This window comes from bacterium (assembly GCA_019637795.1).
Lineage (GTDB): Bacteria > Desulfobacterota > Binatia > HRBIN30 > CADEER01 > JAHBUY01.
Genome location: JAHBUY010000001.1, coordinates 782711 through 805719 on the forward strand (window position 1 = coordinate 782711; position 23009 = coordinate 805719).

Annotated in this window: 16 protein-coding genes and 1 tRNA gene; 10 read left to right on the forward strand and 7 right to left on the reverse strand. The window is 72.8% G+C overall.

Annotation, left to right across the window (positions count from 1 at the left end; all coding sequences use genetic code 11):
• Positions 1–8 precede the first annotated feature (8 nt).
• Positions 9–1814 (reverse strand): histidine phosphatase family protein, encoded by a 1806-nt coding sequence (locus KF840_03355; protein MBX3023927.1) that lies wholly within the window; start codon positions 1812–1814, stop codon positions 9–11.
• A 103-nt stretch (positions 1815–1917) separates the two neighbouring features.
• Positions 1918–2853, reverse strand: coding sequence for a TIGR03560 family F420-dependent LLM class oxidoreductase (locus tag KF840_03360; protein MBX3023928.1), 936 nt, complete (start codon positions 2851–2853; stop codon positions 1918–1920).
• Between the two features lie 65 nt (positions 2854–2918).
• On the opposite strand from KF840_03360, the gene KF840_03365 reads away from it, so the two are divergent.
• Positions 2919–3986: an Mrp/NBP35 family ATP-binding protein gene (locus KF840_03365; protein ID MBX3023929.1), complete on the forward strand. Its 1068-nt coding sequence runs from the start codon at positions 2919–2921 to the stop codon at positions 3984–3986.
• A gap of 33 nt (positions 3987–4019) precedes the next feature.
• Here the strand turns inward: KF840_03365 and KF840_03370 are convergent, their stop codons facing one another.
• The 3 genes from KF840_03370 to KF840_03380 form a co-directional block, all read right to left on the reverse strand.
• The gene (locus tag KF840_03370; protein ID MBX3023930.1) at positions 4020–5960 is read right to left on the reverse strand and encodes a hypothetical protein; all 1941 of its coding nucleotides are present in this window, start codon (positions 5958–5960) and stop codon (positions 4020–4022) included.
• 86 nt (positions 5961–6046) lie between these two features.
• Positions 6047–6508 (reverse strand): PKD domain-containing protein, encoded by a 462-nt coding sequence (locus KF840_03375; GenBank protein ID MBX3023931.1) that lies wholly within the window; start codon positions 6506–6508, stop codon positions 6047–6049.
• Complete coding sequence (locus KF840_03380; GenBank protein MBX3023932.1) at positions 6505–7380, reverse strand: hypothetical protein; 876 nt, start codon at positions 7378–7380, stop codon at positions 6505–6507. The genes KF840_03375 and KF840_03380 overlap by 4 nt, the downstream gene beginning before the upstream one ends.
• A 154-nt stretch (positions 7381–7534) precedes the next feature.
• On the opposite strand from KF840_03380, the gene KF840_03385 reads away from it, so the two are divergent.
• The 4 genes from KF840_03385 (at position 7535) to KF840_03400 (ending at position 10225) form a co-directional block, all read left to right on the forward strand.
• Complete coding sequence (locus KF840_03385) at positions 7535–8023, forward strand: hypothetical protein (GenBank protein MBX3023933.1); 489 nt, start codon at positions 7535–7537, stop codon at positions 8021–8023.
• An 82-nt stretch (positions 8024–8105) separates the two neighbouring features.
• Entirely contained in the window at positions 8106–8783 is a 678-nt protein-coding gene (locus tag KF840_03390) for a HEAT repeat domain-containing protein (GenBank protein ID MBX3023934.1), read from the forward strand.
• Positions 8784–8807: 24 nt separating this feature from the next.
• A tRNA-Leu gene (locus KF840_03395) sits at positions 8808–8891 on the forward strand.
• Positions 8892–9133: 242 nt separating this feature from the next.
• Positions 9134–10225: a bifunctional methionine sulfoxide reductase B/A protein gene (locus KF840_03400; GenBank protein MBX3023935.1), complete on the forward strand. Its 1092-nt coding sequence runs from the start codon at positions 9134–9136 to the stop codon at positions 10223–10225.
• Between the two features lie 341 nt (positions 10226–10566).
• On the opposite strand, the gene KF840_03405 is transcribed toward KF840_03400, so the two are convergent.
• Together KF840_03405 and wecB are read right to left on the reverse strand one after the other, a co-directional pair.
• Positions 10567–12996, reverse strand: coding sequence for a hypothetical protein (locus KF840_03405; protein ID MBX3023936.1), 2430 nt, complete (start codon positions 12994–12996; stop codon positions 10567–10569).
• A gap of 724 nt (positions 12997–13720) precedes the next feature.
• Positions 13721–14854: a UDP-N-acetylglucosamine 2-epimerase (non-hydrolyzing) gene (wecB, locus tag KF840_03410; GenBank protein ID MBX3023937.1), complete on the reverse strand. Its 1134-nt coding sequence runs from the start codon at positions 14852–14854 to the stop codon at positions 13721–13723.
• 447 nt (positions 14855–15301) lie between these two features.
• On the opposite strand from wecB, the gene KF840_03415 reads away from it, so the two are divergent.
• From KF840_03415 to KF840_03435, 5 genes are all read left to right on the forward strand, one after another.
• Positions 15302–16393: a hypothetical protein gene (locus KF840_03415; GenBank protein MBX3023938.1), complete on the forward strand. Its 1092-nt coding sequence runs from the start codon at positions 15302–15304 to the stop codon at positions 16391–16393.
• A gap of 207 nt (positions 16394–16600) precedes the next feature.
• Positions 16601–19168 (forward strand): ABC transporter permease, encoded by a 2568-nt coding sequence (locus KF840_03420; protein ID MBX3023939.1) that lies wholly within the window; start codon positions 16601–16603, stop codon positions 19166–19168.
• Positions 19169–19173: 5 nt separating this feature from the next.
• Positions 19174–20238, forward strand: coding sequence for a hypothetical protein (locus KF840_03425; GenBank protein MBX3023940.1), 1065 nt, complete (start codon positions 19174–19176; stop codon positions 20236–20238).
• 271 nt (positions 20239–20509) lie between these two features.
• Entirely contained in the window at positions 20510–20896 is a 387-nt protein-coding gene (locus tag KF840_03430) for a c-type cytochrome (GenBank protein ID MBX3023941.1), read from the forward strand.
• A 323-nt stretch (positions 20897–21219) separates the two neighbouring features.
• Positions 21220–22998, forward strand: coding sequence for a L,D-transpeptidase family protein (locus KF840_03435; GenBank protein ID MBX3023942.1), 1779 nt, complete (start codon positions 21220–21222; stop codon positions 22996–22998).
• Positions 22999–23009 lie beyond the last annotated feature (11 nt).

Genomic DNA, 23009 nt, shown 5'->3' on the forward strand with positions numbered 1-23009 from the left:
CGCCGGGTTCAGGGAAGCGCGGCCCACTGATCCCAGGTCACCGCGTCGATGAAGACAGGCGCGCCGTCTCCGTTCGGCTTGTAGATGACGGCACCCGCCATCGACAGCGAGCTGAGCGGCGGGCAGGTGTTGCCGGCGTGGCCGATGAGCGCCGTGTTGGTGCCCGGGGGTGGCGGTTCCATCAGCAGCGTGAAGGTGTCGGCGCAGCGATTGGCCTCGTCGTGGACGAAGTACGTGAGCGCCTCCCGGGTCTCGATCGGCGGCCCGAAGTCCATGAGCTCGGCGGTCTGGCGGGCGCGGCAGAATTCGCTCGACAGGACGCGGCCGACCGGGATGCCGCGCTCGGCGAAGGCGGCGCCGATCGCCGTCGCCTCGCCGCGGCCGGTGTCGGAGAGCTGTCGTGCGGTCGCGGTCACGGCGACCATCGTGCAGGTGGCGTCGCAGCTCTTCCACCAATCGGGGAACAGGGTGGTGGCGGCGGGGCCGTAGTCGGTGCGATCCTGGCACGTGAAGGCGCTGGCGTGGCGCCAGAAGATGACGTAGCCGCCGGCGCGCAGGACCTCGACGATGGTCGGACTGAGCATCGCGGTGGCCGGCTCGCCGAGGCAGTCGCCGAGCGGCGTGCACGGAAACACCGCATAGTGGTAGACGCGCGCATGCCCCTCCGTGGTCGGCAGCAGATCGGCCAGCGGATGGGTGGCGATCGCGGCACTACCGAAGAAGACGGGGGTCGCGTCCGGATCCTCCGGTCCGCCCACCGGCGCATTGAGGCGGCGCAGCACCAGGGCCTGCGTGTAGGCGCCGGCGGGATCGGGATTGGTCCATGCCATGCGCACCGTATCGCCGTCGATGACCGCGCTGAGATCGCTGACGGCGATCGAGGGCGTTGGCGTCGCGGTGGCTGACGGTGTCGCAGTCTCGCTCGCCGTCGGCGTCGCGGTGTCGGTGGGCGCGAGCGTCGCCGTCGGCACCGCGCTGTCGGTCGGCGTCGCGCTCGGCGCCGGCGTCGCGCTGTCGGCCGCCGTCGCGGTGGCGCTCGCCGTCGCTGTCGCCGCGTCGGTGGGCGCGAGCGTCGCCGTCGGCACCGCGCTGTCGGTCGGCGTCGCGCTCGGTGTCGGCGTCGCGCTGTCGGCCGCCGTCGCGGTGGCGCTCGCCGTCGCTGTCGCCGTGTCGGTGGGCGCGACCGTCGCCGTCGGCACCGCGCTGTCGGTCGGCGTCGTGCTCGGCGCCGGCGTCGCGCTGTCGGCCGCCGTCGCGGTGGCGCTCGCCGTCGGCATCGCCGTGTCGGTTGGCGCGACCGTCGCCGTCGGCGTCGCGCTGTGAGTCGGCACTGCGCTGTGAGTCGGCGTCGCGCTGTCGGCCGCCGTCGCGGTGGCGCTCGCCGTCGGTGTCGCCGTATCGGTCGGTTCGACCGTCGCCGTCGGCACTGCGCTGTCGGTCGGCGTCGCGCTCGGCGACGGCGTCGCGCTGTCGAGCGCCGTCGCCGCGACGGTAGCGGTGAGCGTCGGAGGCGCCGTCGCCGCCATCGTCGCGGACGGCGGTATGGTCGCGGAGCAGCCGCCGATCGCCGCGGCGACGGCGGCCAGCAGCTCGTCGACGGTCACCTGGCCGTCGCCGTTGCGATCGAACGCTGAACAACTCTCCGGCGCCTGCTGGCCGAGGGCGATGTTCACGCCGCGCACCAGCTCATCGACGGTCACCCGCTGATCGCCGTCGCAGTCGCCGGCGCAGGTGGCGAGCCCGGCGAGGGCCGGCGTCGACGCGGCGAGCACGACGACGAAGGCGTGGACGACGGACTGCCGCAGAAACCCCATGATCGGACGACCCCCCAACTCGCGTGCGCCGCGTGCGTGTATCAGACCGCCGCCGGCGCGGAAATGGAAGCCCGCGGGCGTGGCCACGCGGCCGCCGCCGCGTCTATGCCAACTCGGCGGCGATCTCGCGGGCGACGAAGTCGATCTGCGCCAGATCCGTCGGGTCGGGCAGCACCAGGATGAAGAGCGTGACGCCGCGGCGCACGTAGTCGCGCAGGCGGGGCACGACGATGTCGGGGGTCCCCTGCACGAGCTGGTCGTCGTAGGCGAAGGTGCCGCCGCGCCGGCGCGCCGCTTCGAGCTGATCGCGCACCTCCTTCTCGCGCCGCGCCGTCACCAGCGGCACCATCAGCGACTGGTCGAGGCTGGCCGGATCGCGGCCGATGGCGGCGCAGTGGGCGTGCAGCACGGCGCGCTTGTGCTCGTAGGCCGGGAGCGGGATCGGGAAGTAGTTCCAGATGTCCGCGTGGCGCGCCACGGCGCGCAGCAGCAGCTTCTCGCCGCCGCCGCCGATGGTGATCGGTGGGTGCGGGCGCTGCAGCGGACGCGGCCGGCACTTCGCCGCCGCGATCCGGTGGTGCGCGCCGGCGACGGTCGTCGGTTCGCCGCTCCACAGGCCGCGGATGATGGTCAGCCCCTCCTCCATGCGGGCGATGCGCACCGCGGCCGGCGGGAACTCGTAGCCGTAGGCGCGAGTCTCCGACTCGTGCCAGCCGGCGCCGTAGCCGAGCTCGAGGCGGCCGCCCGACAGCACGTCGAGCGACGCCGCCATCTTCGCGGTCAGCGCCGGGTTGCGGTAGCCGTCGCAGAGCACCAGCGAGCCGAGGCGGATGCGCTCCGTCCACCCGGCCAGCAGGCCGAGCAGCGTGAAGGCCTCCAGCACCTCGGGCTGCTCCGGCGAGGGGTAGTCGTCGAGATGGTCGTAGACCCAGAGGGAGTGCAGGCCGACGCGCTCGGCGGCGTGGGCGATGGCGCGCAGGGTCGCCGGCGCGGCGTCGCCCTGCGGCACGAACAACCCGAAGCGGACGGGAGGGGTCATGCGCAGGTCCTACACCGCGTCCACCCCTCTCGCCACGCCCCCGGACACTCGATAGGGTCCGGGTGATGCCGACGCCGCAGGAGATCCTCGAGGACCTGAAGCAGGTCAAATACCCCGGGTACTCGCGCGACATCGTCTCGTTCGGCATCGTGCGCGACATCGAGATCGGCAGCGCCGGCGTCACCGTCACCCTCGCCATCGGCAACGCCAAGGCCGACGCGGTGGACGAGATCTCGCGCGCGGTGCGCGACCGGGTGCGGGCGATGACGGGCAGCGGCGCCATCGAGATCGTCATCCAGGAGCCGGAGAAGCCGAAGCCGGCGGCGCCGGCGCGCGCCCCGGGGATTCCCGGCGTGGCGCAGGTCATCGCGGTGGCCAGCGGCAAGGGTGGCGTCGGCAAGTCGACGGTGGCGGTCAATCTCGCGCTCGCCCTCCGGACGCTGGGCAAGCGGGTGGGCCTGCTCGACGCCGACGTGTACGGCCCGAGCGTGCCGCTGATGCTCGGCCTCGACGAGCGGCCGCGCAGCAGCGAGCGCGAGCGCATCGTGCCGCTCGAACGGCACGGGCTGAAGGCGATCTCGCTCGGCTCGTTCATCCAGCCGGGACAGCCGGTGATCTGGCGTGGGCCGATGATCACCAAGCTGCTGACGCAGTTTCTCTACGAGGTCGAATGGGGCGAGCTCGACGTGCTGGTGCTCGACCTGCCGCCCGGCACCGGCGACGCCCAGTTGACGATCACGCAGCAGGCGCCGCTGGCGGGCGGGGTGATCGTCACCACGCCGCAGGACGTCGCCCTGCTCGACGTCCAACGCGGCATCGCCATGTTCGCCCAGGTGAACGCGCCGGTGCTCGGGGTGGTGGAGAACATGAGCTACCATGTGTGTGGCGGCTGCGGCGCGCGGGCCGAGATCTTCGGTCACGGCGGCGGCCGGCGCATGGCCGAGACGCTGCACATCCCCTTCCTCGGCGAGATCCCGCTGGTGCGGCTCATTCGCGAGGGCATGGACCGCGGCGCCCCGGTGGTCGTCGACGCCCCGTCGAGCCCGGAGGCCGAGGCGTTCGTCACCATCGCCCGCGGCGTCCTCGAGCAGCTCGCGGCGCGCGGCGCGACCCGACTGCCGACGGTGCACTGAAGCCGGCGCCGCGGCCACCGCCCGACCGGCGTCTCAGCGGACGCGGATCAGCATCTGCCGCGGCGCGCCGAGGTTGCCCTGCACGTCGCGCACCCGGGCGGTGACCAGCGTGTCGCCGCGGGGGAAGGTCAGCGCCTGGCCGACGAAGCCGCAGAACTGGATCGTCGCGTCGCTGCTGGCGCAGCCGAAGATGCCATCATCGCCGAGGACGCAGGCGGTGCTGTCGCCGCACTGACGGCCCACCTTGTTGCCGCCGCCGTCGATGAAGCGGCAGCCGAGGTCGTTGAGCCGGTCGGTGTTCGCCGCCGTGTCGGCGAAGCTCGGCGGGTTGATCGCCGGCACGCCGCCGAGGTTCGGCGGCGCGTCGTCGCAGACGAAGGTGCTGCCATTGCCGAGCGGCCGCGTCACCTGGATCTGCAGGTCGGGCGAGCCGCCGTCGAGGTAGGTGGAGCCGCCGACGCGGGCGCGCGACGGGCCGGGCTTGGCCTCGATGACCAGCGAGAAGGCGAAGCCGAACGCCGGCTGGTAGACCGTCACGCCGTTCTCCACCCCGGCCGGCTGCATGCGGATGTCGTCGGCGCGGGTGAGGCCGAAGAAGGTGATCTCCGGTCCGCGGGCGTTGCTGGTCGGGGTCGGCGTCGGCGAGATCGTGCGGGTGCGGGTGACGGTCGCCGTCGCCGGCGGCGGCGGCGTGATGGTGGCGCTCCGCGTCGGAGTGCCGGTGCGGGTCGGGGTGCCGTTCGGCGTCGTGGTGCGGGTCCGCGTCGGCGTCGGCGCGGTCGCGGTGCGGGTCGGCGTCGCCGCGCCGCTGGCGGTGCGGGTGGCGGTCGCGCCGCCGCTGGCGGTGCGGGTGGCGGTGGCAGTGGCGGTGGCCGACGGACCGGTGCGGGTGCGGGTCGGCGTCGCGGCGGTGGTCGGCGTGCTGGTGGCGCCGGCGGTGGTGGTGCGGGTGCGGGTGGCGGTGAGCGCTGGCGTCGGCGTCACCGAACGGGTGGCGGTGAACGAGGGCACCGGGGTCGCGGTGGTGGTGCGGGTTGGCGTCGCGCTGCGGGTGCGGGTGCGGGTGAGGGTCGCCGTCGGCGTGCTGCTGGCGGTGCGGGTGACGCTGGCGGTGGCGGTGGGCGACGGGGTGTCGGTCGCGGTCGGCGTGGCGGTGGGCGGCACCGGCGTGAAGGTTGGCGGGAAGGGTCCGCTCTCCACCCGCAGCATCACCTTCTGCACCGGCCCGACGAGGCGGGACTGGTCGCGGAGCTGGACGGCGAGCAGCGTGTCGCCGCTCGGGAAGGCCATGCCCGAGGTGACGGCGAGGCAGAACTGGGCGCGGGTGGCGCTCGTCACGAAGCCGAGCTGGCCGAAGGCGTTCTGGGTGCAGGCCGCATTGGGGCGGGTCGCGACATCGAAGCGACACGACAGATCGTTGATGCTGTCGGCGAGCGGCTGGGTGAGCGGCGAGAAGTCGAGCGAGGGATTGGCGGGGACGCCGAACTCGTCGCAGATCTCGCGGCTGCCGTTGCCGAGTTGGCGGTCGGCGATGACCTGCAGATCGGGCCGGTGTCTGGGATCACCGGCGACCGCGTCGACGACGCTGAGGCCGATCGGCGCGCCGCTCGGCGGCGTGCCGCCCTCGACGACGACGAGGAATCCGAAGCCGGCGTTGCGGAAGTAGACCGGCGTGCCGTCGGGCAGCGTGCCCAGCAAGGGGGCGGGACGGCCGTCCGGGCTGGCGATGCCGATGAACGTCACCGCCGGACCGCGCGCGAAGGCGATCAGGTCGGCGGCGTTGGGCACCCCGTCGCGATTGACGTCGGCGGACTGGCAGGTGCTGCGCGTCGGGGCGAACAGCAGGCGGACCAGGCTGGCGCGGTCGCGTTCGTCGACCACACCGTCGCAGTTCGCATCGCGAAATGGCTGCGCCGCGGCGGGCGCCGCCAGGGCGAGCAGGAGGAGCGAGAGCGACCGGAGCAGGCGCGACATCATGGCTTGGCGTCCGCTCGCCAAGATGCGCCGCCTCGACGCTTTATGGAACCGGCGCCGCGCGGCCGGCGCCGCGCGGCGCGATGTCACTCCGAGAGGTCGGAATCGACCGTGATGTCGATCTCGTCCGAACCGGTGCCGCCGTCCGGCGCGGTGACCGTCACGGTCGCGACGTAGTCGCCCGCCTTGGCATAGGTGTGGACCGGCTTCGGATCGTTGCCGCCCTTGGTGCCGTCACCGAAATCCCAACTGTAGGTCACCGGCTGACCGGTGCAGTCGATCTCGGTGATGAAGTTGACGGTGAGCGGCGGGGCGCCGAAATCCGGCTCGGCATCGACGATGACGAAGCAGTCGACCTCCGAGTCGGCGCCGCCGGGCGCGGCGGCCTTCGGCTCCTCGCCCGGCTCGGCGGCCGCCGGGGCCGGCGCCGCGGCGGTGGCCGCGGGCTGGGCCGGGGCGGAGGGCGCCTTGTTGTCATTGCACCCGCCGCAGCCGCTGACGGCCGTGGCGAATGCGACGAGGACGAGTGAGCGCGGAAGTCTGATCATGGACGTCGCCTCGCTGGGGTTGCGGTGGGCACCGGGGTCGCCGCCTTCTTGGCCGGCGACGGGAGCGGCTGGTAGCGGAGGACGAAGCGGCTCACCGGCCCGGGGTTGCCGTCGGTATCGCGCAGGCGGACGCTCACCAGCGTGTCGCCTTGGGGAAACTGCCAGGAGCGCGCCACCACCATGCAGAACTGCACCTTCGAATCCTTCCGCAGGAACTCGAAGTCGCCGTACTGGTTCACGGTGCAGGAGGCGTTCGACTCGATGAAGGTCTCGAAGCGGCAGGAGAGGTCGTTGATCGCGGCGCTCACCTTCGGCGTCTCCGCGAAGCTCGGCGGGTCGATGCCGGGCACGCCGCCGATGTTCGGCCGGCGCGCATCGCACACGGCGAGGCTGCCGTCGCCGAGCGCCCGCGTCACCTCGATCTCCAGGTCCGGTCGCTGGCTCGGATCGTCGGGGCTGTAGCGGTAGATGCTGCGCCCGTTCTCGACCTTGTTGATGCCCGGCCTGCCCTCGATGACGATCATGAAGCCGGAGCCGACGGGATGGCGATAGATCGGCGTGCCGTCGGCCGTCTTGCCGTCGGCCTCGACGCCGCGCCCGTCGGCGCGGGCGATGCCGGCGTAGGTGACCACCGGCCCGATGTCCTTGCCCGATCTCTTCGCCGCGGCGGCGGCCTTCTCGTCGGCGACCGGGCGCACCGCCAGGGTGGGCGGCGCGCCCTCGCTGCCGGCGAGCGGCGTCGGCGTGTACATGCCGACGACGCGCTGCGCCGGCGCCTCGGCCGCGGGTGGCGGCGTGTTCGACGACTCCTGGGTGCTGCACGCAAGCGCGCCCAGCAAGACCGCCCCCACCGCCGCAGCAGCCCTACGCATCGCTACCTCCGCTTTTTTCAACGCTGATCCGTGGCGAACAATCTTGGGTTTGTATCGGCGGGTCTGGGGGGAGTCAAGTTTTCGCCCAGCGCGCGGCGCGCCTGTCCGCCGTCAGAGTTGCCGCCGCCGTCGCGCTCCTGTATCCGCTTGGGTGATGGGTCCTTTCCGCGCTGCTGCCGTCGGCGCGCTGGCCGTGCTCGCGTTGGCCGGCTGCGCGTCCCACAAGGCCTCGAGGGATCTCGCCGGCGAGCCCTCGGCGCTCCCCGCGGCGCTGGGCGAGAACATCCCGCTCGACGTGCGCGAGTTCGACGTGGTCAGCGGCGAGGGCGGCTTCCGCGGCGTCTTCCTCAAGCTGTCGCGCCTGCCGACCGGCGTCACCCACAGCAGCGAGGCGGCGCCGCCGCGCATCGTGCTCAACATCGCCGGCCCGACCGGCAGCGCCACCGCGCCCGAGAGCTATCCGAGCGGCGACGACCTGATCACCCAGGTGCAGCTCGCCCGCCAGACGGGGATGCTGCAGGTCGTGCTCGACATCGCCGGCGACGACGTGCCCGAGTACGAAGTGTTCCCGATGGCCGACTGGGTGATGGTACGCGTCAAGCCCGCGGGCGCGCGCCGCCCCTGGGCGCACCGCGCCAGTTGACGCGCGGCGCGAGCGGAACCATGACCTCCGGACACCGGGACCGCGCGTTGAAAGTCTCCCCCGCCTCCCGCACGTGAACCCCATGCGTCGCCACATCCCCCCTCCGCTGGCCGCTGCCCTCGCCGTCGTCGTCCTGCTGCTCGCCGCGCCGGCGCCGGCGCAGATCTCCGCCGATCAGGTGAAGCAGCGGTACGACAAGCAGACCAAGGGCGCCGGCGTCGAGGAGTGGGCGCGCAAGATGAACAGCGACGACCCGCTCGAACGCCTGGAGGGCGTGCGCTCGCTCGCCGATTCGACCGACCCCGCGGCGGTCCCCTACCTCGTGCAGGCGCTCGGCGATTCCGACATGCGGGTGAAGGCGAAAGCGATCGACGCCTGCGGCACCGCCCGCGCCGCCGACGCGACGCCGGTGCTGGTGCAGATGCTCTTCCTGCGCGGCACCAGCCCGGAGGTCCAGCAGCGCATCCTCGCCGCCCTCGGCAAGATCGGCGACCAGCGCGCCGCCGTGTCCATCGTCGAGTTCCTCGGCCGCGACACCGACCACGCCACCCGCGGCACCGCCATCTTCGCGCTCGGCGACATCGCCGACCCGAGCACGCTCGAGTTCCTCGACAAGCTCGCCGGCGAGGAGGCACACCCGACCCTCAAGCGCCTGGCGCGCGAGGCGGCCGCCAAGGTCCGCTATCAACAGACCGTCAAGAACACGGAAGCCAAGCAGCCGCTCGACAGCTTCCTGCGCCAGGACCAGCCGCCGCCGTAACCCGACCGCACCGCCCACCCGCACGGCCTCGTGGTGGAATTGGCAGACACGGCAGACTCAAAATCTGCTGTCCGCAAGGGCGTGGGAGTTCGAGTCTCCCCGAGGCCATTCAGATGATGAGGCCGTTGGCGTCGTAGTGCGGGCCGGGCGCGCCGGCGCCGGGTCGAGACGCCGGACACTCGGCGGACAAAATCCGCAGGCCGTGCGGCCGTTCGCGTTGCACGGTGCCGCGCGCCCTCTCTCCCGCTCAGAACCTCGATCACGGTAGAGGTAGGCGCCGGTCGCCGCAGGCACCACCTTGCCGCCTCCCGCGGACGCGGGTAGCTTCCGATCGTCCGCGTGGAGGTCGCTTGCCGCGCCGTTGGTCGTCCGTTGGCGTCGTCGCCGTCGCACTCGCTCTGGCAGCCCTCGCGCGCGCGCAGGCGCCGGACGGCACGTCCACTCCGGCAACGGGAAAGGAGCCCCAGGTGAGCTTCAAGAAGCCGAACGCCGAGGAGCTGAAGCAGACGCTCACCCCCGAGCAGTACCGGGTGACGCAGGAGTGCGGCACCGAGCCGCCGTTCCACAACGCCTACTGGGACAACCACGAGCCCGGCATCTACGTCGACGTGGTCACCGGCGAGCCGCTGTTCTCCTCGCGCGACAAGTTCGATTCCGGCTCCGGTTGGCCCAGCTTCACCAAGCCGCTCGAGCCCAACGTCGTCGAGACCAGCGACCGCTCGCACGGCATGGTGCGCGTCGAGGTGCGCAGCAAGCACGGCGACTCGCACCTCGGGCACGTGTTCGACGACGGCCCGCGGGATGCCGGCGGCCGGCGCTACTGCATCAACTCGGCGTCGTTGCGCTTCATCCCGGCGTCGAAGCTGGCCGAGGAGGGCTACGGCCAGTACGCGGCGCAGTTCGCCGCCGCGCCGGGCGCGGCGACGACGCCGGCGGCGAGCGAGCAAAGCGCGCACCGGGAGGTGGCGATCCTCGCCGGCGGCTGCTTCTGGGGCATGGAGGACATCCTGCGCAAGATCCCCGGCGTGCTGGAGACGGAGGTCGGCTACACCGGCGGCTGGCTCGAGCACCCGACGTACGAGGACACCCACGACTCGAAGTCCGGCCACGCCGAAGCGGTGAAGGTCACGTTCGACCCCGCGGTGCTGTCGTACGAGACGCTGCTCGAGCAGTGGTTCTTCCGCATGCACGACCCGACGACGCTCAACCGCCAGGGCAACGACGTCGGCACCCAGTACCGCTCGGCCATCTTCTACACCTCGGAGGCGCAACGGCAGACGGCCGAGGCGGTCAAGCAGCGCGTCGACGCCTCGGGCAAGTGGAAGAACCCGGTCGTCACCGAGATCGTCGCCGCGTCGGCGTGGTGGCCCGCCGAGGGCTACCACCAGGACTACCTGCAGAAGCACCCCAACGGGTACACCTGCCACTACCTGCGGCCCTGACCGCATCGCCTCCCGCTCGCGGAGGCGTGCCGACGATCATCCAGACGCCGCGCGTCCAGACGCCGCGCGTCCGGGCGCGCCCGCGCGCCTCCCCGCTGGACCGTTGAAGGTCGAGCGGGCGCGACGAACCCCCGGCGGGCGGAAGGCTTCCGCGCCTACCGTACCGGCGGCGCGGCGATCGTCGCCATGGCCGGGGACCGCGACGCCACCGTCCCACTGACCAACGCCAATCCGCGCCGTCCGGCACCCGAACGCCCGCGGACGAGACGGCGCGAGGGCGGCGGAACCGCCACGCACCCCGCTCCTGCGCCAGGCGCGCAGGAGCGGGGTCGCATCTGCCGTCAGCGCTTCGCCTTGAATTGCGCCGCCTCGTTCTTCTTCTCGTCGGCGGCGGTGAACGTGCTCTCCAGACACAGCGACGAGCCGTTCTTCTTCATCTGGACCGTTACCGGATACGCCAGCGGCAGCGCCGGGTCGGGCAGCGCCGCTCCCTTGCCCTTGGCCAGCGCCTTCGACTTGCCCGCGACCCCGCCCTTCAACAGCACCAACGACAGCCCGTCGGGGCTGCTGCCCTTGAACTTGTACCCCTTGGCTCCGACCGCGCTCCACCCCGCGCCGGGCGGGATCGCCGCATCGGCGACCAGCGCGCTCGTCGTGCCGGCATAGACGCAGAGCGCGTACCCGGCGCTGCCGGTTGGATCGGCGAGATCCATCTGCGCCAGCGCCGCGCCCTTGATCCACTTCCACAGCAGCTTGTCCTTGCCGTCGTCGCTCGCGTTCTTGATCAGCACGATCGCCTTCTGCGCCGTGAGGCAGCCGCTGGCGGGCGCCTCGTCGTTGACGCAACCGGCCAGTGGATCGCAGGAGTCGGCGGTGCAGCCGTCGCCGTCGTCGCAATCGAGCGGATCGGCGCCGACGCAACTGCCGCCCTGGCAGGTATCGGTCTGCGTGCAGGTGTCGTCGTCGTCGCAGCCGGTGCCGTCGACCTGTTTCAGGTCGCCCGGACACGCGGCGCTGCTCCCCGTGCAGCTTTCGGCGACGTCGCACTGATCGATGGCGGCCCGGCACGGCGTCCCCATCGCCACGAAACCGTCCGCCGGGCAGGCGGCATCCGACCCGGAGCAGAATTCGGCGAGGTCGCACGCCTCGCCAGGGCTCGCGGCACGGCATTCGACGGTCGCCGGCTGGAACGCGTCCGCGGGGCAGGCCGCGCTCGCGCCATCGCAGCTCTCCGCGACGTCGCACACGCCGGCCGCGGCGCGGCACTCGCCGCCGGATGCGAACTGATCCGCCGGGCAGTTCGGGCCACTACCGTCACAGCTCTCGGCGAGGTCGCAGACGTCGGCAACCGGCCGGCAGACGCCGCTGCTGGCGAACCCGTCGCCGGGGCAGGTGTCGCTGACCCCGTCGCACGACTCGGCGACGTCGCACACGCCGGCCGCGCCGCGGCACACCGCGCTGCTCTTGCCGTCCGCCGGGCAGGTCGCCGACGACCCGGTGCAGGTCTCCGCCACATCGCAGGCGCCGACCGCGGCGCGGCAGACGACCGCGCTCGACTCGTACTGGCAGCTCGCCGAGCAGCAGTCGCCGTTCAGCGTGTTGCCGTCGTCGCACTGCTCGCCCGCGTTCACCACGCCATTGCCGCACTGGCCCCGGAAGAGCATCACCCGGTTCATGTTGCGACCGCTGACCAGCAGCCCGCCGCTGGCCGTGAAGGCGAGGTTGTAGACGTACTGCATCGACTGCGCGGAGACGCCGCCGTTGAACGGCACGTTGCTCGTGAAGTTCGGTTGCCCGAGCACCGTCGTCGCCGCGGCACCATTCGTCACGGGAATCGCCGGAAAGAGGAGGACGCGGTGATTGAGATACTCTCCGATAGCCAACTCGCCGCTGGCGCTCACCGCGACACCGATGGGAATGCTGAGTTGCGTCGCGCTCGTGCCGCTCGCGCTCGAGCCGAATCCGGGTTGACCGATCACCACCGCGGCCGACGCGCCGTTGGTCGACGGGATGCTGTTGAACACGACGACGCGATTGTTGGACTCCTCCGCCACCAGCAGTCGTCCGTCCGGAGCCAGGGCGGTGTGCCAGGGGCGGGACAATTGGTTTGCTGCCGCGCCAGCCGCATTTCCCGTCATCGTCGACTGGCCGATCACGACATCGGCCGCGGTGCCGTTGACGGTCGGAATCGCGTTGTAGACCAGCACCCGATTGTTGAAGAGATCCGCGACCACCAGCTTGCCGTCCGGGGTGGTCATCACGCCCGAGGGATAGCTCAGCTTGGTGGCCGACGTTCCGCCGGCGCTCGACACGAAGTCGGTCTGGCCGATGACGACATCCGCCGCGGCGCCGTTCGTGGTCGGAATGGTGTTCCAGATCAGGACGCGATTGTTTCCGCTATCGGCAACGATGAGCTTGCCGCTCGAGGAGAAGGTCACGCCGTCGGTGCTGCTCGTCAGTTGGGCGGTCGCGCCAAACGCCGTGCTGGTGAAGTTCGGCTTGCCGACGACCACATCGGCGGGCTGGCCGTCGGCGGCGGGAATGCTGTTCCAGATCAGCACTCGCCCTGAGCTCTGCGCCGCGACGGCGACATGGCCGAACGGGCTGATGGCGACGTCGGTCGCGCCCGGGGCGGTGATTTGCGAAGCGACCGTATTCTGCGCCGTGAAGTTGGCCTGGCCGATGACGACGTCGGCGTTCTGAAAGGTCGTGAACGCGCCGGCCGTGCCGGCAGCCAGCATCGCGGTCGCGCAGGCTGCGAGCGTCGGCACGACGCGGCGTCTCGACAGCCGCTCTCGGGTTGCGATTCGAGGCGAAAAGGTCCCCGGCGGCGACACCTGGCGCATGCTCCCCCCTTCAGGCTTCTCCGGGCCGACCCCACCGCCGGCCCGTGCTCTCACTGCCTGGCTGCCAGGGGCAGCGCCTGAATACAATTAGGGAAAACCCTATGCGCCTTCTACAGGCTCAATAGCCTCGATTGATATAGACAGTCCGCCGTCCTCACCGCGGTCGCTTGCACGGGGCGGCGACGCGCCCGCGCGCCGGTCAACGCCCCCACCCGCAGCGTGGGCCCGGAGGACTCCTTTCCGTCCGCGATCGCGCCCGCGGTGAGCGAGAAGCTGGCCTTCGTGCACCACCCCACCCGGCGGCGGAACGAGGCGGGAGGGGCGGCGCCTGCGGGCCGGGGCGGCGTGTCACAGCGGCGCCGCGGCGCGGGAGCCGCGAATTCCAGGGTCCGCTGGCGCGGCGTTCGCGATCACCCCGGGCCGAAGATGTTGTTGCCGAGCACCACCCACAACAGCAGGAGCAGTCCGACGGGAACGCCCATGAGGTAGAGGACGAAGTAGCCGACTCGTCCGTTCTGGTTCGTGAGCTGACGCATGATCGATTCCCTCCTGGGCGTGGAGGGAGCAACGTCCGCGCCACGGCGCCACTGAACCGTGCGCCCGCCGAGGGCGACAGCGGCGGGTAAGAAGTGCCCGCGCCGTGTCGACGCTACAGGTGCTCCGCGAGCACGCGCGCGATGCGTTCGCCGGCGCGTCCGTCCCAGAGCGGCGGGGGCGGGCGCTCGCCGACGCCGGCGCGGCGCAGCGCCGCGTGCGCCCCGGCGAGGATCCGCTGCCGATCGCGGCCGACCAGCACGCTGGTGCCGGTGGTCAGGGTCACCGGCCGCTCGCTGTGGTCGCGCAGCACCAGGCAGGGCGTGCCCAGGACCGTCGTCTCGTCCTGCACGCCGCCCGAGTCGGTGAGCACCAGGCGGGCGCGCGCCAGCAGGTGGACGAAGTCGAGATAGCCGAGCGGCTCGCTGACGAGCACCCGCGACCGCGGCGGCGCGCCGGGCTCGCACACGAAGCCGGACAGTCCCCACTCGCGGATGCGGGCGCGGGTACGCGGATGGACGGGAAGGATCACCGGCAGCTCGCCCGCCAGCTCGGCGGCGGCGCCGAGGATCGCCGCCAGCGGCGCCGGCGCATCGACGTTGCCGGCGCGGTGCACGGTGAGGATCGCGAGATCCCGGTCGCCGGCCAGGCCGAGCCGCTCGAGCACGCGCGACGACCCGGCCTGCGGCAGCGCCCACAGGAGCGAGTCGATCATGACGTTGCCGACGAGATGGATGTCCGTCGCCTCCCGCCCCTCGCGCCGCAGGTTGTCGACCGCCGCGGCCTCGGTGACGAACAACAGCTCGGCGAGCGCGTCGGTCACGACGCGGTTCACCTCCTCCGGGACGCGACGGTCGAAACAACGCAGCCCGGCTTCGACGTGCGCCAGCCGGACCCCGGTCTTGGCCGCCGTGAGCGCCGCCGCGACGGTGGAGTTCACGTCGCCGAACACCAGCACGAGATCCGGCCGCTCGGCGAGCAGCACCGGCTCGAGGCCGCGGATCACCGCCGCCGTCGTCGCCGCGTGGCTCCCCGATCCGACCCCCAGGCGATAGTCGGGCGGCGGCAGATGCAGGTCGGCGTAGAATCGCCCGGACAGCGCCTCGTCGTAATGTTGGCCGGTGTCGACCAGCACCGGCGTCAGCCGGCCGGTTCCAGCGGCGGCCTGCGCGGCAAAGGCGCGGAGGACCGCCGCGACCTTGACCAGATTGGGCCGCGTTCCGACGACGCACAGAACCTTTCTGGCCATCAGCCTCGCCCCCGGTCAGGCAAGCGGGAAGCGCAGCGCCGGCAGCGACCGCGCGGCGGCACGCGCATCGCGCTCCGCCAGCTCCCTCCGACCGCGACCGCGCCGCCCCGTCGTCGGTCCCTCAGCACCCTGGACCTCCCACCGTGGACGCCACCTCTGCCCCTTTCGCGCCTCCGCGGCAACCCGCATCCCGCCCAGGCCCGGCGTCAGTCCCGGGCCGGCTACGGGAACTCCCCAATTGCCGCCCGCCGTCGCGCCTGTCAGAGCAGTCGGGTCGGTGGCGCTGCTGCCTCGGGAATAACGATGGCGGGGGGCCGGCGGAAAGATTTTCGTGACAAATGACTGGTCACAGTGCTTGAATACGGCCCGCATAGCGGGGGAGAGCGTCGATCAGACGCGAAGGGCGAGCCGGCGCAGGCAACCCTTCACACAACGAACGGAGGCATCATGCGTCACCATGCGCGCGCTACAGGGGATCGGAGCGCTGCGGCGCGGTTCGCCGTCGCCGCCGCCGTCGTCGGTTTCGCCCTGGTTTCGGCGACGGCGGGATACGGACAACTGAGCCAGGGGCCGCTGAGCCCGGCGACCGCGGTCGACGACGCGTCGTTCGGCGGCGCCGGCTGGTTCCCGGCAGCGAACGCGATCAGCAGCGACAACCAGTGGGCCTCGGTCACGCCCGCCGGCTCGCCGACCCATTACCTGAAGGTCACCACCTTCGGATTCTCGATTCCCGCCCCGGCGCAGATCCAGGGCATCAAGGTGTTCGTCGAGCGCCACTCGGCCGTCGGCACGGTGTTCGACGCCCGCGCCCGCATCGTCAAAGGCGGCGTCATCGGCAGCGCCGATCGCGCCCTGCCCGGCAACTGGCCGATGGGGAGCGACGTGACCGTCAGCTACGGCGGTCCGGCGGATCTCTGGGGCACGACGTGGACGCCGGCCGACATCAACAGCAACGGCTTCGGGTTCGCCCTCTCGGTCGATGACAACGTCGACAGCGCCGCCGTCGACCACATCTCCATCACCGTCTACTACACGCTCTGCGCCGCCACCCCGGCGGTCGGCTGCCGGACGGCGCAGAAGTCGGGCCTGGTGCTCAAGAACAACCCCACCCCCGCCAAGAACAAACTGGTGTGGAAGTGGGCGAAGGGCCAGAGCACCACCCAGGCGGACTTCGGCGACCCGAAGGATGGCACCGCCAACTACGCGCTGTGCATCTACGACAACGGGGCGCTCGCCGGCTCGACCCTGGTCGCGCCCGGCACCGGCTGGAGCGTGCTCAGCACCAAGGGCTGGAAGTTCCTCGACAAGGCCGGCAGCCAGACCGGCGTCCAGAAGATCATTCTCAAGGGCAGCACCGACAACAAGGCCAAGGCGCTGGTGAAGGGCAAGGGCGCCGGCCTGCCCGTGATCGCGCCGCCGCTGACCGGACCGGTCACCGCGCAACTGGTCAACAGCCAGTCCGGCCTCTGCTGGCAGAGCGTGTTCAACTCGCCCTTCACCAAGAACGGGGCCGGCTCGTTCAAGGCCAAGGCTCCCTGAGTCGGCCGCCATCGCGCGCCGTCGGCTCCGCCGGGAGCCGACGGCGCGTCACCGGCGCGCGGCCCGCCAGCGCGCGCTACCGCCGCGTTCCAGCACCGCGGCGTGTGCAAGCCGCAGCGCGGCCATTGGCTGCGCGCGCTGACTGCGTCGCAGTCATGCGAAGATCGCATTGACGGCGCGCCCGCGGCGGGACTATCGCCGCGGCCGATGACGCTCTCGCTGCGCATGCCCCGCCGCTTCCTGCGCGGCGGCTACGGGCGGCTGCTGCTGACGATCCTGGCGCTGGCCTGCGGCGTGGCGCTGGTGTGCGCGCTCGATCTCGTGAACCGCGCCGTGCTGCGCGGCTTCGTCGAGATCATCGACGGCATGGCCGGCCGGGCGACGTTGCAGGTCGCGGTGGAGGACGCCGGCGCCTTCCCCGAGGCGCTCGCCGACGAGGTGGCCGCGGTCGACGGCGTCGCGCAGGTCCTGGCGGTCGTCTCGGCCACCGCCTTCACCGTCACCGATCCGCCCGAAGCGCTGACCGTGCAGGCGTTCGACGTCACCGATCCGGCCGCCGTCCGCGTCTATCAACCCGGCGACGCCCCGGGCGCGATCGTCGACGATCCGCTCGGCTTCCTCAACCAGCGCGACTCGATCATCGTCACCCGCGACTTCGCGCGCCGGCACGGGCTCGCGATCGAGGACCGGCTGCCGCTCGACACCGCGCGCGGCCGGCGGACCTTCACGGTGCGCGGCCTGGTCGACCCGCAGGGCATCGGTCGCGCCTTCGGCGGCACCCTGGTGCTCATGGACGTACAGGCGGCCGAGGCGGTGTTCACCAGCCCCGGGCTCGTCAATCGTCTCGACATCGTCACCGATGCGGCCGCCGACACCGCGGCCGTGGCGCGCCGCGTCCAGGCCATGCTGCCCGACGGCCTGCGGGTCGAGGCGGTGGCGCAGCGCAAGGCCGACCTGCGCGCCGTCCTGCGCTCGATGCAGGTGCTGCTACGGGGCGTCAGCCTGGTGGCCCTCGGCGCCGCCTTCATCATCGCCTTCTCCCGCTTGTCGATGTGCTTCGCCGAACGCACCTGGCAGCTCGGCGTGCTGCGCGCCGTCGGCATGCGCCGGCGCGCCGTCTGCTGGGAGCTGCTGAAGGAGAGCCAACTCCTCGGGCTCGCCGGCGTGGCCCTCGGCCTGCCCGCCGGGGTGGCGATGGGGCGGGCGCTGCTGCCGCTGGTGGCGACGACGATGGCGCTGAACTTCCGCACCGTCGCGCCGCCGAGCGAGCTCGCGGTGCGGCCGGCGGCGCTGGCGATCGCCGCCGCGCTCGGCCTCGGCGCGGCGTTGGCGGCGGCGCTGCCGCCGGCCTGGCGGGCGGCGAGCGTCGACGTCGCCGAGACGCTGCGCGGGCGCGGCGCCGATCTCGCTCCGGCGCGCCGCGAGTCGCTGGCGGGCATCGCCGCCCTGGCGCTGATCGCCCTCGCGGCGGTGATCGCGCAAGGCGTCCTGGCGGCGCCGGCGGCGGGCCTGGTGGCCTCGGCGGCGCTGGTGCTGCTGACCGGGGCGCTGGCGCGGCCGCTCGTTCGCCGCTTCGACCGCCTGGCGGCGCGCGCCTCCCTGCCCGGCATGGGCGCCGTTGGCCGCCTGGCGCTGCGCCTGCTGCGCCACGACCTGCGGCGCGCCGCGCTGGCGGTGGCGATGGTCGGCATCGGCGTCGGCACCGTGGTGTGGCTGGCGCTGGTCGCCTATTCCTTCGAGCGCACGGCGGTGCGCGTCTTCGAACAGGCGATGCGCGCCGACTACGTCGTCAGCTCCTCGCACACCGGCGCCGGGGCGTTGGAGATGCCGGTCGACGAGGGCCTGGCCGCGACCCTGGCGGGCGTCGACGGCGTCGCGGCGGTGATCGGCGTGCGCCTCGCCAACTGGCAACACCAGGGCGAGCCGATCGTGCTCGACGCCTTCGACCCCGCGTACTTCCGCAACCCCGCCTACGGACGCTGGCCGCTGCACGGCGCGCGACTCGACGACGCCTGGGAAGCGGTCGCCGCCGGGCGCGCCGTGGTGGTCTCGAGCAACTTCGCGCAGAACATGCGCGTCGGCGTCGGCGATACGGTGACGCTGACGACGCCGCGCGGCCCGCTGCCGCTCCTGGTCGCCGGCATCACCACCGACTTCGCCTCGCCGCGCGGCACCATCGAGATGAGCCGCGCGCTCTACCGCGAGCACTGGAACGACGGCCGCGTCACCCGCTTCTTCGTCCAGGGCGGCGAGCCGGCGGATCCGGCGTTGCGCGGCCGCCTGCAGCAGCGGCTGGCGGCGCTCGGCGGCGCCTGGCGGGTGATCTCGTCCGGCGAGCTCGTCGCCTACTGGGAGCAGCAGATCCGCCGCGCCTTCGCCTCGCTCTACGCGCTGGCGGTGGTGATCCTCGGCGTGGTGCTGTTCGGCATCACCGACAACCTCGGCGCCAGCGTCGTCGAGCGCACACGCCAGCTCGGCACGCTGCGCGCCGCCGGCGTGCGCCAGGGGCAGCTCCGCCGCCTGGTGGTGAACGAGGCGCTCGTCATCGTCGGCCTCGGCCTGCTGCTCGCCGCCGCCGAGGGCGCCGGCATGGCCCTGCTCTGGGTGCGCACCACGGTGCCGCTGCTGCTCGGCTGGATCGTCGATCTGCACGTCCCGGTCGCCTTCCTCGCGATCGTCGCCCTCTCCACCGCGGCGAGCGGCGCTCTGGCCGCCCTGCTGCCCGCGCGGCGGGCGGCGCGGCTCGAGCCCGCCGCCGCCCTACGATGGGAGTAATCGCCATGACCACTCTGCGCAGTCTCAGCACCGAGCATCCGCACGGCTCCGCCGACGCCGCCGCGACCGCGGCCTTCCTCGCCCGCATCGACGGCGCCGCCGGCGGCGATCGCTGGCGCGACGCCGTCGCGCGCGCCGGCGTGCATCGGCGCAGCGTCGCGCTGCCGCTCGACCGGCTCGCGCGCCTCGGCGGCGTCGGCGAGCGCACCCGCGCCTATGCCCGCCTCGCCCCGGCGCTCGCCGAACGCGTGGCGCGCGCCGCCCTGGCGCGCGCCGGCGTCGCCGCCGCCGACGTCGCGGCGCTGCTCGTCGCCTCGTCGACCGGCCACCTGGTACCGACGCTCGACCACCATCTCGCGCAGCGCCTCGGCCTGCCGCCGACGGCGCGCCGCCTGGCGCTGCTCGACCTCGGCTGCGTCGGCGCCGTGCGCGCCGTCGCCACCGCCGCCGACCTGTTGCGCGACGGTGGCTGCGCGCTGGTCGTCGCCGTCGAGCTCAGCTCGCTCTGGCTACCCGCCGCCGAGCCGACGCCCGCCGACCTGCACGCCGCGATGGTCTTCGGCGACGGCGCCGGCGCCGCCGTGCTCGCCGCCGGCGACCGCCCCGGCCCGCGACTCCTCGCCACCCGCTCCGTGCTCTGGCCGGACAGCCTCGACGCCCGCGGCGCGGTGCAGACCGGCGCCGGCCTGCGCCACGTCGTCTCCCCGCGCCTGCCCCGCGCCGTCGTCGCCCACCTGCGGCGCACGGTGGGCGACTTCCTCGCGGCGCAGCACCTCGGACCCGGCGACCTCGCCTTCGTCGCCGTCAATCCGAGCGAGCTCGACCTCGCCGTCGCCATCATCTCCCATCTCGATGTCGACGCGGCCGCGATCGAGCTGCCGCGCGCCGTCTGGGAGCAGCACGGCAACACCCTGTCGGTCGGCCCGCTGCACCTGTTGCGCGCCCTCGCCGAACGCCAGACGCCGCGCGACGGCGATCTCGGCCTGCTCCTCGCGGTCGGCCCCGGCCTCACGTGCGACCTGACGCTCCTGCGCTGGGGATCGCTGCCGGTCGACCATCGCGTCCACTGAGAAGGCCGGCCCGTCGATCCCTCGCCCGCGCCGGATCGCGGCGGCGCCCCACCGCATCCCGGGAGCTTGCGATCGACCCGCCCGCGTGTCCGTTCGCGGGTCTGAAAAAAGAACCACGCACTCCGCGCTCCCGCTTCCCGACAGTGGGAAGGACCGATTGCGCCTACGGGGGAACCGGGGCCCTCGGATGTCTCGCCTCGCCGGCACCTGGCTTGCTAATCCTGGTGCTCCATTGCCGGCGTGCGTCGGCACAACCAAACGGGGAGTCGACATGAAGATGAGGTGGATTCGCAGCGGTCTGTTGATGGCTGGCTATGCGGCCCTGGTGCTGGCGGCGCCGGCGCGCGGCGCCGATCAGATCTCACCCGCGGCGGAGAAAGAGGCTCAGGACATCTTCAAGAACCGGTGCACGATGTGCCACGGCGCCAGCGGCAAAGGCGATGGCCCGGCCGGCGTGGCGCTGAATCCGCGGCCGCGCAACTGGACCGACGCCGCCTGGCAGAAGGCGACGCCGGACGAGGAGATCGAGAAGGCGATCGTCGGCGGCGGCCAGGCGGTCGGCAAGAGCGTCCTGATGCCCGCCAACCCCGATCTCACCAACAAGCCCGAGGTCGTGAAAGCGCTGCTGCAGATCGTACGCAGCTTCTCGGGCAAGTAAGGATCCGCAGGCGCGCCCGCCGGTCCCGGCTTCCGCCGGGCCGGCGGGCGGCCGTCGAGGCAGCCCCCATGCAGGCAGAGATGCACGATAGGCCCCTCACCCCCGCGGCGCTGGTCGACACCCGAGAGCGGCTGCGCCTGATCGGCTCCGGCGCCCTCCTCGGTCTGGCGCTCGCCCTGCTGGTCGGCGCCCTCGGCGGCCTGGGACTGCTCTGAGCCGCCTGGGCTTGGCCGCGCCCTGCGGCCGATCCCCAACCCGACTTTCGCCCGCCGCGGGATTCTGCTGAAACCATCGCGGTCGGTCCGCGCCGACCGTGGCGAGCGATGTGGCAGACAACTGGTGATCGGAGGCGGGCGACGACGTGGGGGCGCCGGCTCGCGCTCCTGGCGCTGATCGCCCCCCTCGCCACCTCGGCGGCGCAGCCGACGCCGGCCGCCAGCGACACCCCACCCGGCGTCGCCAGCGCGCCACGCGAGCCGACCGCGACGCCCACGCCGGGATCGCCGACCGCCGCCCCCAGCAGCACGCCGACCGTGTCGCCCAGCGCGACCGCGACGCCGACGCTGCCGCGCCCGAACGACCCCGCCGCGCTGGTCATCTACGGCGTCATCGTCGGCGGCGCGCACCCGTGGATGCGCGCCCATGTCTTCCCCGGCTACGAGGCGCCCCTGCGCCGCCTCTACGAACCGCGCGAGCTGACGCCGCTCTGGGTCGAGGGGGGCAGGCCGACCGCGCAGGCGACGGCGATGCTCGCCGCCTTCGACAGCGCCGACTCGCGCGGGCTGTCGGCGCAGGACTACGACGTGCAGATGCTCCGCGACGCGGCGCGGCGCCTCGCCGGCGCCGAGCCGCCGAGCGCCGAGGAGATCGCCTACTTCGACACCGCGCTGTCGATCGCCACCCTGCGCTACGTCTCGGACACGCACCTCGGGCGCATCGATCCGCGCCGCGTCGACTTCCCGTACGACGCGCCGCGCCGCGGCTTCGATCCCGCCGGCGTGGCGCGCGAGATCGCCGGCGGCGCCGAGCCGCTCGCCCGCCTCGCCGCCCTCGATCCGCCCTTTCCGCAGTTCGCCGGGCTGCGCGACGCCCTCGGCCGCTACCGCGCCCTGGCGGCGCGCGGCGATCTCGCCGTGCCGCGCCTGCCGAAACTGCGCCCCGGCGACTCCGATCCCGGTGTACCCGCCCTGCGCGCCCACCTCGCGGCGCTCGGCGATCTGCCCGCCGACGCCCCGGCACCCGCGCCCGCGCACGCGCACGTCTACGACGGCGCGCTGGCGCAGGCGGTGAAGCACTATCAGGCGCGCAACGGACTCGCCGCCGACGGCGTCATCGGCGCCGCCACGCTGCAAGCGTTGCAGGTGCCGATCGCGCGCCGCGTCGAGCAGATCCAGTTGGCGATGGAGCGGATGCGCTGGCTGCCGCCCGCATGGCCGCGGCGCTTCATCGTCGTCAACATCCCGGAATTCCGCCTGCGCGCCTACACCACCGGCGACGGCACGCCGCCGCTGGAGATGAACGTCGTCGTCGGCGAGGCCGCGCTGGCGAGCAAGCACGAAACGCCGGTCCTCATGGCGGACATGAGGTACCTCGTGTTCCGCCCCTACTGGATGGTGCCGCCCAGCATCGTCCGCAAAGAGCTGGCGCCGAAGATCGCCGCCGACCCCTCGTACCTCGCGCGCAACCACATGGAGGTGCACAACGGTCGCATCCGGCAACAACCGGGCACTCACAACTCGCTCGGGCTGGTGAAGTTCATCTTCCCCAACCCGCACCACGTCTATCTGCACGACACGCCGTCGAAGGGCCTGTTCGCGCGCGCCCGGCGCGACTTCAGCCACGGCTGCATCCGCGTCGCCGACCCGCCGGCCCTCGCCGAATACGCGCTCGCCGAGACGCCCGGCTGGGACCCGACACGGATCGCGAAGGCGATGACCAGCGGTCCCGACGACCGCCACGTGCCCCTCGCGGCGCCGGTCCCCGTCTACCTGCTCTATGCCACCGCGGTCGCCGACGCGGCCGGCCAGGTCCACTTTTTTGATGACATCTACGGCCACGATGCTAGCCTGCAGCGGGAGTTGGCGAAGGGATACCCGTACTGATGCGGTGGGGC